This is a genomic window from Halovenus salina, from assembly GCF_026410925.1.
In the GTDB taxonomy this organism is placed as follows: Archaea; Halobacteriota; Halobacteria; order Halobacteriales; family Haloarculaceae; genus Halovenus; species Halovenus salina.
Genome location: NZ_CP112972.1, coordinates 1383056 through 1396559, shown reverse-complemented (window position 1 = coordinate 1396559; position 13504 = coordinate 1383056). Strand labels below are relative to the sequence as shown.

Annotated in this window: 8 protein-coding genes and 1 pseudogene; 3 read left to right on the top strand and 6 right to left on the bottom strand. The window is 62.1% G+C overall.

Annotated features, from left to right (window positions below):
• The first annotated feature begins 225 nt into the window (after positions 1-225).
• Together OSC37_RS07050 and OSC37_RS07045 are read left to right on the top strand one after the other, a co-directional pair.
• Positions 226-1104: a bacteriorhodopsin gene (locus tag OSC37_RS07050; protein WP_267163884.1), complete on the top strand. Its 879-nt coding sequence runs from the start codon at positions 226-228 to the stop codon at positions 1102-1104.
• Between the two features lie 104 nt (positions 1105-1208).
• Complete coding sequence (locus tag OSC37_RS07045; RefSeq protein WP_267163883.1) at positions 1209-1727, top strand: hypothetical protein; 519 nt, start codon at positions 1209-1211, stop codon at positions 1725-1727.
• Between the two features lie 71 nt (positions 1728-1798).
• Here OSC37_RS07045 and OSC37_RS07040 read toward each other — a convergent pair whose 3' ends face one another.
• The 4 genes and pseudogenes from OSC37_RS07040 to OSC37_RS07025 all read right to left on the bottom strand — a co-directional run bounded on the left by OSC37_RS07040 (position 1799) and on the right by OSC37_RS07025 (position 9347).
• The gene (locus tag OSC37_RS07040) at positions 1799-1993 is read right to left on the bottom strand and encodes a hypothetical protein (RefSeq protein WP_267163882.1); all 195 of its coding nucleotides are present in this window, start codon (positions 1991-1993) and stop codon (positions 1799-1801) included.
• Positions 1994-2756: 763 nt separating this feature from the next.
• Positions 2757-5960, bottom strand: a pseudogene (gene carB / locus OSC37_RS07035) (carbamoyl-phosphate synthase large subunit); the annotation flags it as partial.
• Between the two features lie 111 nt (positions 5961-6071).
• Positions 6072-7532 carry a PAS domain-containing sensor histidine kinase gene (locus tag OSC37_RS07030; RefSeq protein ID WP_267163881.1) on the bottom strand — a complete coding sequence of 487 codons (1461 nt, stop codon included), beginning with the start codon at positions 7530-7532 and terminating at the stop codon, positions 6072-6074.
• Positions 7533-7613: 81 nt separating this feature from the next.
• Positions 7614-9347, bottom strand: a complete 1734-nt coding sequence (locus OSC37_RS07025; RefSeq protein WP_267163880.1) for a sensor histidine kinase — start codon at positions 9345-9347, stop codon at positions 7614-7616.
• Between the two features lie 110 nt (positions 9348-9457).
• On the opposite strand from OSC37_RS07025, the gene OSC37_RS07020 reads away from it, so the two are divergent.
• Positions 9458-11098: a thiamine pyrophosphate-binding protein gene (locus OSC37_RS07020; RefSeq protein ID WP_267163879.1), complete on the top strand. Its 1641-nt coding sequence runs from the start codon at positions 9458-9460 to the stop codon at positions 11096-11098.
• Here the strand turns inward: OSC37_RS07020 and OSC37_RS07015 are convergent.
• Complete coding sequence (locus OSC37_RS07015) at positions 11095-12150, bottom strand: prolipoprotein diacylglyceryl transferase (protein WP_267163878.1); 1056 nt, start codon at positions 12148-12150, stop codon at positions 11095-11097. The genes OSC37_RS07020 and OSC37_RS07015 overlap by 4 nt on opposite strands.
• 27 nt (positions 12151-12177) lie before the next feature.
• Positions 12178-13446, bottom strand: coding sequence for a hypothetical protein (locus tag OSC37_RS07010; protein ID WP_267163877.1), 1269 nt, complete (start codon positions 13444-13446; stop codon positions 12178-12180).
• Between the last annotated feature and the right edge of the window lie 58 nt (positions 13447-13504).

The following is a 13504-nucleotide window of genomic DNA, read 5'->3' as shown; positions in this document are numbered from 1 at the left end:
TATATTGTTGGGATTTATCAAGAATAAGTATTCGGCATATATGACAGAGTATTGTGGTTTCTGGGACGTCGCCGGCTGGTATCCAGCTGACGGATACTATTCCCGGTTTCGCCATTGCGGTACGGAAGCGGCCTATCTGGCCCCACTGCCGGCAGCGGGTCTCTGACTCAAATGCTGACTAGTCAGGTTCCACATTCTTTGACAAACACACGAATCAGTGTATGTATGTTGTTAGCACAACTTCCAGCGGCGGTTGAGCACACAGCAATATCAGTCACGCAGGGAGACCTGTTCGAACACATCCTCAACGAGCCAGTAATTGGGACATCTATCTACGTCAATATCGCAGTTGCTGGCCTGACGCTGTTGCTTTTTGCGTTCCTTGCCCGGAACGTCTCTGACCCACGCTCACAACTGGTTATCGTATCGGCGATGACTGTGTCTGCTGTCTCGATTGTCAGCTACTCTGGACTTGCCTCCGGACTGACAATTAGCATTATCGAGCTACCAGACGGGCACGCGCTCGATACGGCAACAACAACTCTGGAACACAGCGGCGCGACAGTAGATGGCACAATCAGTCTCTGGGGTCGGTATCTCACCTGGGCCTTCTCGACGCCGTTTATCCTGCTGTCACTCGGCCTGCTTGCCGGCTCGAACCTCACGAAGATCTTCACCGCTATCGTCTTCGATGTCGGTATCATGATTACCGGCCTCGCGGCCGCACTGACCACGTCGAGCTACCTTTTCCGGTGGTTCTGGTACGCAATTAGCTGTTCGTTCCTGCTTGTCGTCTTCTACATCCTGCTGGTCGAGTGGCCCGAAGACGCAAAGACCGCCAACACGTCGGAGATATTCAACCTCTTGCGCAACCTGACGGTCGTCCTCTGGATTGGGTACACGGTCTGGTGGGCAGTCGGGAACGAGGGGCTTGGCATCATCAGCGACGTTGGTATCACGTCCTGGGGGTACTCCGCGTTCGACCTCGTCGCCAAGTACCTCTTCTCGTTTTTGGTCATCAATTACACCGTCAAAAACGTCGATATCATCAGCGGTGGCGAGTCCTACGGCGCGACAGGAGACGCCGTACCGGCAGACGACTGATGACCTGATCTGCCGTATCCGCCCTCCACAGGCGAGTCGTGGAAGGCTGTCTCGCCGACAGCAGATCGCGGACAATTTCACCTGCAGGGGCTAACTCACACACGATGATATCCGCCTCGATGCCCGACGGGGACAACACAGCATCTGACGAGAGTGGGAGAACGAGCGCAATTGCATATCGCGTGGTGATGGTGTCGATTCTCCTCATAGGCGGTATCGCGGTTGTCGTCGGGATTGCTGGAACGTTTGTCGCACTCACCGGCGGACCTAGCGGTGAAGCGGTCGACGCGCTTGGCGAGTTCGAATGTAACTCCTTCGAGGGCGACCCACAGGTCGTCCACGACACTGACTACGCAATCGAGCGAGAGGTTCTCAACCCCACAGAGGTGGCAACGTTCAACGGGTCGGTCACGGGCACACGTGTCGCGATATCGCTGAACGTCACCGGTGCACTCCTCGACGCCTCCGGCAACCAACCCGACGGGACACCGATTCCAGCCGAGACAACCGGAGACAGGGTCGTCGTCGAACGGAACACGAGCGAACCGTTTCGGCTCTGGGTCGACTCCGTCAACGACGACGGAACTGTCACCCGGATGCAACTCGATATCTGCCCGATGTGACCGGCGCTGAACCTCGGTCCCGAGGGGGCTGACAGCGTCGATTCTCCTCATGAACCGCCGTAGGCTGTAACTCACTCGTCGAGCCGAGATGCGACGCTGACGACAGCAGGTCCGCCAAGGAGCCACGCAAGCCCGATAGCGAAGATGGCACCGTTCCCTGTCGCCATTCCGGCACCGACACCGAGCGCACCAACGCCGGCCGCTGCGAGAACGAGTATCCGGTAGAACTTGTGCAGGCCCGCGTACCAGCCAACTGCGCCCTCCATGACTGACTGTTAGACTGAGTCCGGACTAATGCTTTCGGGCACTCTGTCGACGGGTACCTCTCTATCGAATGCCCACGTGCCTTACAGGTCAGGAACTAAACTAATATGTGTTCTGTGAGAATAATATCCCCCTTTTACCACCGCTCCCCGAACCTCTCGGGAGCAGAATCTAGCGACTCCAGGGAAGCCGGTCGCGGGTCGATTCCCTTCGACGCTCGATGACCGACTCGGCCCAGCTGATGACGTTATCGAGCACCTCGGTCGGCTCCTCGTCGAACTCGAACTTGCGGATGTGGTCGAGGTTACTGTCCTCGTGGCCGCCAATCATGTGTGTCGTCTGGCGCTCGCTCTCGGCGGGGACGAGGTAGGCGAGGACGTTGTTGTGTGCCTTTGCGGTCTCGTACTCCGAGAGGCGACGCGAGGAGTCGTAATCGACCAGAATCGAGAACTTCGAGAGCATCATGTAGATGGCATGCTTCTCTTCGGCGGGCCGGCCCTCGGCGTCTGGCAACTCGTCGGCGAGGCGGGCGTCATAACCACGGTTGGCCAGTCTGTCCGCGATGCCGTCGAGGTCGTCACCCTCGCCGGCGCTGGCCTCCATCAGGAGGACAGAGCTGTCGATTGTTTCGACAACCGTATCCAGCGCATCACCGAAGGCCGCGAGATCGCCGCCCTCGTCAGCCATCGCCGTCAGATAGCCGGCATCAGCGACGCTGCGTAGCGCCTCTATCTGTGTGCGCAGGTCTTCGCGTGTCTTAGGCTGGCCCCAGTACTCCTGGAGCTTCGGCCGGTCGTCGACGGGCTCGACGTCGATTGGCTCGTCGGCGTGGCGAATCGCCTCTAGCCCGGCCTGTGCGCTCTCGATTGTCGAGAAGTAGGGGATGTTCTCTTCGACACAGATTTCGAGCACGTCGCGGTCCTGGGTGAGGACGAAGTCGATATCGCCGGCCCGCAACGCGTCGGTGACACCGTCGTGGCCCCCGAAGTCATCGACTTCTCGTACGTCGAAGAAGTCGGTGAACCCGACGACCGGCAGATCGACCAGCGCGATTCCTCCTTCAGGAATGGGGCGGCCGCGTGCCATCTGTGCTTTCTGGTAGGCCTTGCCGAATGTCTTTGCTGTGCCCATCACCTCGCCGGTGGATTTCATCTCCGGTCCGAGCCGCGGGTCACTCCCCGGCAGGCGGTCGAAGGGCAAGACCACGTCCTTGACGCTCACCTGCTCGGGAATCTGTTCCTCGTAGTCGAGTTCCTCGAGCGTCGCGCCGGCCATCACCTTCGCCGCAATCTTGGCAATCGGAACGCCCGTTGCCTTCGAAACGAACGGCACTGTCCGCGAGGAACGGGGGTTGGCTTCGAGGACGTACACCTCGCCGTCTCTGACCGCGAGCTGGACGTTCAACAGGCCGACTGTATCCAGCGCCTGCGCGATGTTCTCGACAACCTCCCGGACACGGCGGTTCACATTCCGGCCGAGCGAGCGGGGTGGAATCATACACGCCGAATCTCCGGAGTGGACGCCAGCGGTTTCGACGTGTTCCATCACGCCGCCGATGAGGACGTTCTCGCCGTCGGCGACCGCGTCGACATCCAACTCGACAGCGTCGGCGAGGAACTCGTCGATGAGAATCGGCTTCTCGGGGGAGACCCGGACAGCCTCCTCGATGTATGTTTTGAGGTCCTCGTCGTTGTAGACGACTTCCATTGCCCGGCCGCCGAGCACGTAGGAGGGACGGACCAGGACGGGGTAGCCGATGTCGTGGGCTAGCTCCAGGGCTTCGGCCTCGCTGGTCGCGGTCGCACCCTCGGCCTGTGCGATACCGAGGCCGTCCATCAAGCGGTTGAACCGATCGCGGTCCTCGGCAAGGTCCATCGCGTCGACAGAGGTGCCAAGCACCTCACAGTCGAGGTCGCGCCGGTCTAGCTCCTGTTCGAGCGGGTTTCCGATGTCGACACTGGTCTGGCCGCCGAACTGGACCATCACGCCGTCAGCCTCGGTCGCCTCGATGATGTCGGCGACCTCCTCGGCCGTGACCGGCTCGAAGAAGAGTCCGTCGGAGGTGTCGTAATCCGTCGAGACGGTCTCGGGGTTGTTGTTGACGACGTGGGCTTCGATGCCCATATCCCGGAGGGCGCGAATCGCGTGGACCGAACAGTAGTCGAACTCGACGCCCTGGCCGATGCGGATTGGACCGCCACCGACGACGACGACACTCTCGACCTCGCGGTCGACCTTGAGCTCGTCACGGTCGAGCGTCGAAACCGGGTCCCGCGTCGAGTAGTAGTACGGCGTCGAGGCGGCGAACTCCCCGGCACAGGTGTCGACGAGCTTGAAGTCGCGGTCGACCGTACGTTCGGCCACGTTCTCGATCGAGGCGACGGTTCCGCCGTCCGGCGTGGGATTCTCTTCGACGGTGTCGTCAAGCGAATCCGGCAGCCAGGATGCGTGGGTGTCGTCGAACTCACCGCCGGCGAGTGCGGTGATCTCGTGATCGGTGAAGCCGACGTTCGCGGCCGTCTCGAACTCTCCCTCGCTCGCGGCGCTGGCGGCCTCCGCGACGCGTTTGTAGCGCTCGACGTACCACTCTCGAATCTCGGTTAGCGCGACGACTTCCTCGACGGTGTAGCCCCGTTCGAAGGCCTCGAACATCGCGTACGGCCGGTCCGGCGTCGGCGATTCGAGGAACGCTGATTCGAGTTCGTCGTCGGATATCTCGCTCCAGTCTGCCGCCGGGTCGTACTCTGAGGAGCGAAGCGCCTTGAGCAGCGACTCTTCGAAGGTTCGGCCGATGGCCATCGCCTCGCCGGTCGATTTCATCGCCGGCCCGAGCTCGAAGTCTACCTCTGGGAACTTGTCTTTGGGCCATCTCGGGACCTTGGTCACGACGTAGTCGATGGCGGGCTCGAAGGCTGCGGTCGTCTCGCCCGTAATCTCGTTTTCAATCTCGTGGAGGCGTTTGCCGAGTGCGACCTTGGCGGTGACGCGGGCGATGGGGTAGCCCGTCGCCTTCGATGCCAGCGCCGAGGAGCGCGACACCCGGGGGTTGACCTCGACGACGCGGTACTCCCCGCCTGGCGTCCCATCGTCGTGCCAGGCGAACTGGATGTTACAGCCACCCTGGATGCCCAGTTCGCGGATGACCTTCAGCGCGGTGTCGCGCATCTCCTGGTGACCGTCGTCGGGGATGACCTGGGAGGGTGTGACGACGACGGATTCGCCGGTATGAATCCCCATCGGGTCGATGTTCTCCATGTTACAGATGATGATACAGGAGTCGTCGGCATCGCGCATCACCTCGTATTCGAGCTCGATCCAGCCGTCGATGGACTCGGTAATCATCACGCGGTCGTCCCGAGAGAGGGTCAGCCCCTTCCTGACGGCGTCTTTGAGCTCGTCCATCTCGCCGATAACGCCCGACCCGGCACCCCCGAGCGTGTAGGTCGTCCGCATGATGACCGGAAGGCCGCCGACGGCGTCGACTGCCTCTTCGACCTCGTCCATCGACTCGATGGTGACCGAGGCCGGGACGGGCTCGTCGATGGCCTCCATCCGCTGGCGGAACTGGTCGCGGTCCTCGGTCGCGTAGATGGTATCCAGTGGCGTCCCCATGACTTCGACGCCGTACTCCTCCAAGACCCCCTCCTCGGCGAGTTCGGCGGTGACGTTCAGCCCGGTCTGGCCGCCCAGACCCGCGATGACGCCGTCTGGCTCCTCTTTTCTGATAATCTCGGCGATGGCCTCGGTGTTGATCGGCTCGATGTAGACCTCGTCGGCCATATCCGGGTCCGTCATGATGGTCGCCGGATTCGAGTTCACCAACACGACGCGTGCGCCCTCCTCCTGGAGCGCTCGACAGGCCTGTGCCCCTGAGTAGTCGAACTCTGCCGCCTGTCCAATCTGTATCGGACCACTCCCGATGAGCAGTATCGTCCGGTCCTCTGTCATTGTCGGATGGAGTCCGTACATCGTAATAAGTTCGACGGAACAGTACGAAAGTCGAAGTCGAATTTCGAAATTCGAACCTCTGACGACGAATTTCAAACCGTCCGGAAGAGCGGTTGAGACGCCGCCCTCGCGTTATGCTGTGTCGGTCGTCTCCACCACCGCGTGGTCGCGCTCTGGGCGGAACTCGAAGCGCGCGCCGCTTTCGGTTCCCTCGGTGACAGTGACATCCCAGCCGTGTGAGCGGGCAATCTGCTCGACAATCGAGAGCCCGAAGCCGGTGCCGTCGTCGCTCGTCGTCATGCCGCGCTCGAACACCGCCTCGCGCTGGTCCTCGGGGATGCCGGGGCCGTCGTCCTCGACGTAGAATCCCCGCTCGAAATCGAGGGGGCCGACACGGACGCTGACGCTCTCACCGCCGTGTTCGTGGGCGTTACGGAACAGATTTACGAGCAGCTGCATCACGCGCTCGGGGTCAGCCGTGAGTTCGGTGTCCTGGACGGAAAGCGTCGCGTCCGGGTGATCGAGCTCCCAGGGCGTGGTTCCGGCGGCGGCGGTCTGCTCCCAGGCGTCTTCTGCGACAGCCTGTAGCGATATCTCGACCGGATCGACGACGAGCTGTCCCTGCTCGGCCATCGTCAGAAAGTCGTCGATGAGCGACTCCATCTGCTCGGTAACCTCGGCAACGTTCTCACAGTGCCCGACTAGGTCGTCGTCATCGGCCTCCGTGGCCGTCGCACGGAGCTGTTCGAGCTCGGCTTTCAACACGCCCAGCGGGTTCCGAAGGTCGTGTGCGACGGTCTGTCCGTACTCAGCGAGACGTTCGTTCTGTTTCTCTATCTCCCGTCTGTACTTCTTGAGCCGGGTCACGTCACGGTTGATGGCGACAAAGCCCTCGATTTTGCCGTTCTCGGTGAGCGGCGAAATGGTTTGGTCGACAACATACCGTGACCCGTTTTTGCGCTGATTGATGAGCTCGCCCTGCCAGACCTCGCCGTCGAGAATCGTCTCCCACAGCTCGCGGAAGGTCCCCTCGTCGTGTTCGCCGGAGTTGAGCAGCGAGGGGTCTTCGCCGATTGCCTCGGCCGCCGAGTAGCCCGTCGTCTCCTCGAAGGCGCTGTTGACGTACTGGATAGTGCCCCGGCTGTCCGTGATGAGGACGCCGTGGCCGGCGTGTTCGACGGCGTTCCGGAACCGTTCGAGCTGTCGCTCGCGGGCCTTCCGTCGCGTGATATCGACGTTGATTGCGACGAATTTCGTTACCTCGCCGTCGTCGGTAATGGGTGCAATCGTCTGGTCGGCAACGTATCGTGCGCCGTCTCGTCGCTTGTTCACGATTTCGTCACGCCAGACGTCGCCCGCGAGAATCGTGTCCCACAGTTCCTCGTAGAACTCGCGGTCGTGTTCTCCCGATTTCAGGATATTGGGTGTCTGGCCGACTGCCTCGTCGGCACTGAACCCCGTTATCTCCTCGAACGCCGGATTCACGTACTCGATAGTACCGTCTACTCCCGTGATATATATCGAGTGACCGGCCGCTTCGGCCGTCTCTAAAAAAAGGTGTAGATCGTCCTCGTTAAGCCTGTTCTCACTCATTTCGGTTTGTGAATTGATCTCGCTGGACGAGTATAGATGTTTCTTCCATTCCCGACTACAAGGAACGTTGACTCGGGCCAGTTAGCGATCTGCACGGCTGGGTGAGATGTCCGAGCGATCGATGCCGGGCCCCCAGACGGATTCTATCGGCATCGATACCTCGATTCGGTTGCCACCGTGTTCGCTCGTCTCGAAGGTCAGCCTCCCGCCCAGACGCTTGACACACCAGCTGACAGTCCAGAGGCCGAGGCTGCTCGAATGCTGGAGTGGCGTCTCGACGGCGGCGTCGATGGCGGCAAGCTCCGCGTCGGGGATGACCGGCCCGTTGTCGGCGACGACGAGCACGGCCTGCCGTCCGTCGTCGGCCTGCCTGAGCGTGACTTCGACGAGAGGGTCTTCGCTGTCGTTGTGTTCGATTGCGTTCTCGACGAGGTTCTCGACGATGAGGTCGACCAGGCCGGTGTGGGCACTGGTGAGCACCAGCTCGTCTGGCAAGTCCGTGCGGATGGTCACACCCGACTCTCTGTACTCGGCGACGGCGGAGTCGATGATTTCGACCGCATCCACCTCGACGAGCGTCGTCTTCGTGTCGACGACTTGGTCGATAATTCGCGCCTTCTGCCCGACATTGACGAGTGTTGTCGCTGCCTGCTGGATATCCTCTGCGAGCTGTCTCTCTGGCATTGTCAGACGTTCAGCAAGCACTTCTGCCTGACCCTGGACGATGGTCAACTGGTTTCGGAGATTGTGTCGCAGAACGCGGTTGAGAACACTCAGACGCTGTTCACGCAGGGTTCGCTCGGTCACATCACGGAACACGAGAACCTGACCGACAGTACGGTCACGCCAGTCTGCAAGCGGCGACGCCGTCATCTCGAAGGTCCGGTTCCCACGGGACACCGTGAGCTCGACTGTCTCGCCGGGTGAGGGAACACTCACGTCCTCGAAGAGGATATCCAGGGGTGTGCCAAGCACCTCCTCGCGGTCGAGGTCGAAGACGCGCTCTGCAATGGGGTTCGTCTCGACGATGCGGTGGTGGCTGTCAACGATGAGAACTGCGTCAAGCATGTTGTCGATGACAGCATCCCGACCCAGCGCCCGAGTTGCGGGAACAAACTCGAAGAGGTCGTACCGGATCAGCGCGTAGCCGAAGGCGATACCACTCACGCTCACCGCGTACGGCGTCATGTCGAGTCCTTCGAGGGGTGCGATACCAAGCACTGACAGGAAGTTGGCAACGGCCGGGACGACAGCACCGACGACGAGGGCCGCCGACTGGTCGACGTACATACCCTCGGAGGTGAACACGAGCCGCAACAGCAGGTAGGAACCGGCGAGGACGAGGGCGTAGTTGTAGAGTGCGACCGGCCAGAACAGCGGTCCGAACGTCTGTACCGCCGTGGCGACGTTGCCGGTGTGGAGTATCTCGTTGCTCGTCCAGATGAGTTGGTGGCCGGGATTGGTGATCACGAGCGCGGTGGTGAGTGCAGCGACAGCGAGCAGCCCGCCGACGAGTCGCTGGGTGATCAGGCGACGACGACCGGTGTACGACAGCGCGAACACGAGCCAGGCGACCGGTGCCGTCGTCACACCGACCCACATCACGCGCTCGATGAGTCGGCGGGTGACCTCGTCGTGTGTGAGGAGCCCGGCAGCGTAGATGCTCCCCCAGACGAGTATCGCAGCCAACAGCGCGGTCAGTTCGGTTGCGCCTGCCTGTGGCCGCCGTCGCCAGACCAGCACGGCGACGGTCGCGACGACGACCAGACAACAGAGCAACAGTAGCACAGACGGTGACCAGTGCCCCGGCTGCATTGTCCAATATGCGTATTTCTATTCGGATATAGCTATCTCTGGAAGCAACACCCTGTCCAGCTCCGCTCGAACCCGCGCCGTTTATATCCACCTCGCCAGAGTAACTACACATGAAGGTCGGCCGCGCGGTTATCGAACGACTTGCCGAGAACGGCATCGACACCCTCTTCGGGATTCCTGGAAAGCAGACGCTACCGCTAAACGAGGCAATCGGAACCCGCGATGACATTGATTTTGTCGTTGCGCGCCACGAGACGGCAGTTTCACACGCCGCCTGGGGGTACGCCGAAACCAGCGGTAGGCCTGCCGCGACTGTCGTCATCCCGGGACCGGGCGATATGAACGCGATGAACGGACTCAAAAACGCCCTGAACGACTGCACGCCGCTCGTCCACATCGCCGTCGAGACCAGCCCCGAGATCCGGGGCGGTGACGGTATCCACGAGACGCCGCCGGACACCTACGATAACGTCGTCAAGACGAACACCGTCGTCGAGAGTCCCGAGAGCACGCTCGTCGAACTCCAGCGGGCGATAGATACGGCCATGACGCCGCCGAAAGGTCCGGTCCGGGTCGGCATTCCCAAGAACTTTCTCAAACAGGATGTCTCTCTTGCCACGCCCGCGACGTACTCGCGCGAGTATACGACTGATGTGCCCGCCGACGACGTGATCGAGGGAGCGGACGTACTGGCGGAAAGCGACGAACCGGTTATTCTTGCTGGCGGCGGAGTCCGGGCATCGGGTGCGAGCGACCATCTCCGCGCCGTTGCCGACCAATTGAACGCGCCAATTGTGACGACATACAAGGGGAAGGGGACGGTTGCGGACGACAACGACCGCGTCGCCGGCACGCTTTCGGGGAGTGCCAGCCCGGAACTGCTCGACTGTCTCGCAGAGGCCGACGCCATGCTCGCCGTCGGGACCGACTTCGACGCCGTCGCGACACGGGCCTGGTCGGTCGAGGTGCCGGACTCTCTCGTCCACGTCACCCTCTCGTCCGGCGACCTCGGGACGGGGTACGACCCGACTGTTGGCATCGTCGCCGATGCGGCTACCACCCTCGACGCGCTCGCGACAGAGCTGGACGACAGGCCAACTCCGGACGGGAACGGCGTCGAGCGGGCGGCTGCAGTTCGTGCCGGGACCACTGACCGAGTCGAGCCGCTGCTGGGCGACGAACCACCGATTACATCCGTTCAGGCGCTTCGAACCGTTCGAGAGACTCTCCCCGAGGAGGCTGTCGTCGCGGCCGACGCCGGCGGCTTCCGTGTCTGGGGACTCAACGTCTTCGAAGCGGCCGGTCCGCGGTCGTACGTCAACCCTGGCTCCTGGGCGACGATGGGGACCGGTCTCCCGTCGGGACTGGGCGCACAGCTTGCCAACCCTGACGACGATGTCGTCGTCCTCACGGGTGACGGCGGGCTGATGATGTGTCTCCACGAACTGCACACCGCCGTCTCGGAGGAGATTCCAATCACCCTCGTCGTCTTCAACAACAGCGACTACGCCATCATCAGCGAGGAGGCCGGTCGGTCGTTCGACCTGCCCGAGGAGGCATATAGCTGGGCCGACGCCCCGCTTGACTTCGCGACCATCGCGGATGGGATGGGGCTGGAGACCGCCCAGGCCAGCCGCCCCGACGAGATAGCTGCCGCACTTTCCGAGGCGCTGGCGACCGACGCGCCAACGCTGCTCGAAGTCCCCACCGATCCGACAGAGCCACAGGCGAGCACCTGGATGGAGAACTAAAAGGGAAGTCGCGAGCGGACCCACTCGAGGACGCCACCATCCTCTTCCTCGGTCGCGTCGACAGCAATGTCGACCCACTCGAACTCCGCGGTCGACTCTATCTTGCCGCGTACGTCTTCGAGAATGTAATCCTCCGGATTCGCCGGGAGCGCAGGCCTCCGTTTTCCGTCGCTTCCGGCCGTCTCTTCGGCCGAAAACGGCACGTGGCGACGGTCGTCGCCGGTCTCTCCGGAGTCGGACGCATCTCGGCCTGTCTTCTGGGAGCCTGTGCCGGCAGCGGCCGTGTTCGTCCCGGCGTCCGGCTCGTCGAGTGCCTCGGCCGCCCCAGTCGAGTCGGTGGTATCTGACTCCTCGGTTTGGGCCGAGACCTCGTCTGACTCGGCGCTGTCCGCGGGTGTCGGTGTCACCCACTCGACCGAGTTGTCGCTATCTTCCGTTGATTCGTCATCAGCAGCCACCCGGGACGCATCCGCGGTTTGTTCAGGCTCTTGTTGTGATTCCTCGTGGGACGGCTGTTGTGCCGCTCCGGGCTCTTGCTTGTCGCTCGTCTGTGGGTCATCGCTAGCCGGAGCGCCGGTCGCTGTCCCAGCGGACGACTCCGTGGGCGTCTCGTCTGAGGACGGTGTTTCGGCATCCGCTGTCTCGTCTGTCTCGTCGGGTTCGCCTTCGATATCCGGGTCGATACCGGTTAGCGTCTCGATTGTCGTGCCGTCCTGGGTGACGACGATGGTTCCGTAGTTGATGAAATCGACGAGGGCCGGAATCTCGACACGTTTGATTCCGTAGACGGTCTCGATTTGCTCCATCGAGTCGACTGTCGCCGTGAACTCCAGGGTCGCGTCCTCGAACGCCCAGGAGTCACCCATGTACCCAGACGTGAAGCTGAGGTGGTCTCTCGTGAGGTCGCCGGGAACGGTCTGACGGTACGCGATAGAAACCGGCTCCTCACGGACGTTCTTGAGGACGAACTTGACCGCCACGTACGACTCCCGCCGGTAGATGGTCACCTGACAGGCGAGGGCGTTCGTCCCACCGCGGCGTCGTGTTGTCATCGCTCTGTAGCACCCGTGTTTCGGGCGTCACTCATCCATGAACGTCTTCAGTGCACCCGTCACCTTCTCGCGCCAGCTCTGGATGGCGCTGACCTCGGACTCAAGCTCTTCGACGCTGTCTTCCATCCCTGTCACGCTCTTGCTAACCTCGTCGACCTCCTGTTCGACGGTGTCGAGCCGTGGCTCGACTGTCTCGCGCCACTCCGCGGTGGTCTCGACCTGCTTGCTCGTCTCTGCGACTTCGGCCTCCATCGCTTCGAGCCGTTCCTCGAACTCGCCGAACACCGCCGCCGGCGGGCCGTGTTCGTCGAGTACCTCCTCCATCGAGGCGCTGAAGGCCTCGATATCGCTCATCCGAGACTGGAGGTGTGCGATTCTGGCGTCGCCAGCGTCTCCCTCGGCGAGTTCTGTCCCGAGCTGTTGGCGCTGTTCTGGAGTCACCTCGCCTTCGTCGAGACGGTTCTGTATCTCTGTTACCAATTCGTCCGTTGAAAGCGACGATACATCGGGTTGCTCCTGTTCGCTTGCTTCCATCTCTGTCTCCTCGTTGGCTGCTGTCTGGTCGGTTGCCGTGTCGTGCTCGCTGTCGCTCCCATTGGGCTCCGGGGAATGCGTCGGTGGGGTATCGGCACTTTCGGTGTTCGTCGCGAGCGGGTCAGTCCCAGTCTCCTCGTCGACGGCCGTCGATGGCTCTGGAGCCGTGTCTCCGGCACTGCTGTCCGGTGACTGGTCAATCAGATTCTCGTCGCTGTCAGTCTCAGCCGACAGCGGCCCCTCGTCGGGGTCGACCAGAATGTCGTCCGGGTCGGAGCCGAACTCTGCGGTCTCGGTGTCTATCGGATCGGTCTCGTCGTCGACGGGCTCGAACCCACTCTCGGAGAGCGAGTCAGCCTGGTCGATGACGTCCTCGGCACCCCGGCCCGCGGTCTGTTCGGGTGTCTCGACAGCTGTCACCGCGGCGATTCGGCAGTCTTCGAGTGCTCGGGTCGCGACCGTCTCGTCTGCGTTCTCGATGAGATAGAGCGTCGTCACCTCGGTATCGGGGGCAACCTCTGTCTCGAACTCCAGGCTCCCGTCCTGTACTGTCCACCCGTCGCGGTCGAAGTCGGGATGGAAACCGATTCGGCTGGCGTCGAGATTCGGCACCGTGAGCCGGACGCGACACCGCTCGGGGCGGTCCGAGACCAGCTTGAGAACCACCGCCGGCACCTCGAACTCGTCTTCGGTGTAGAGCTGATGGACCGTGATTCCGTCGGCCGATATGGTCGCATCCCGGTTATACGAACGCTCTTCCATATCGGAGGTGTCGCCCCACTGGGTCAAAACGGTGGCGATGCCATGTCAGTATTTTCAT

Excerpts from the sequence above, each read along its gene's own strand:
- OSC37_RS07010 (WP_267163877.1), bottom strand. The coding sequence starts at position 13,446 with ATGGAAGAGCGTTCGTATAACCGGGATGCGACCATATCGGCCGACGGA.
- OSC37_RS07050 (WP_267163884.1), top strand. The coding sequence starts at position 226 with ATGTTGTTAGCACAACTTCCAGCGGCGGTTGAGCACACAGCAATATCA.
- OSC37_RS07040 (WP_267163882.1), bottom strand. The coding sequence starts at position 1,993 with ATGGAGGGCGCAGTTGGCTGGTACGCGGGCCTGCACAAGTTCTACCGG.
- OSC37_RS07030 (WP_267163881.1), bottom strand. The coding sequence starts at position 7,532 with ATGAGTGAGAACAGGCTTAACGAGGACGATCTACACCTTTTTTTAGAG.
- OSC37_RS07025 (WP_267163880.1), bottom strand. The coding sequence starts at position 9,347 with ATGCAGCCGGGGCACTGGTCACCGTCTGTGCTACTGTTGCTCTGTTGT.
- OSC37_RS07020 (WP_267163879.1), top strand. The coding sequence starts at position 9,458 with ATGAAGGTCGGCCGCGCGGTTATCGAACGACTTGCCGAGAACGGCATC.
- OSC37_RS07045 (WP_267163883.1), top strand. The coding sequence starts at position 1,209 with ATGATATCCGCCTCGATGCCCGACGGGGACAACACAGCATCTGACGAG.
- OSC37_RS07015 (WP_267163878.1), bottom strand. The coding sequence starts at position 12,150 with ATGACAACACGACGCCGCGGTGGGACGAACGCCCTCGCCTGTCAGGTG.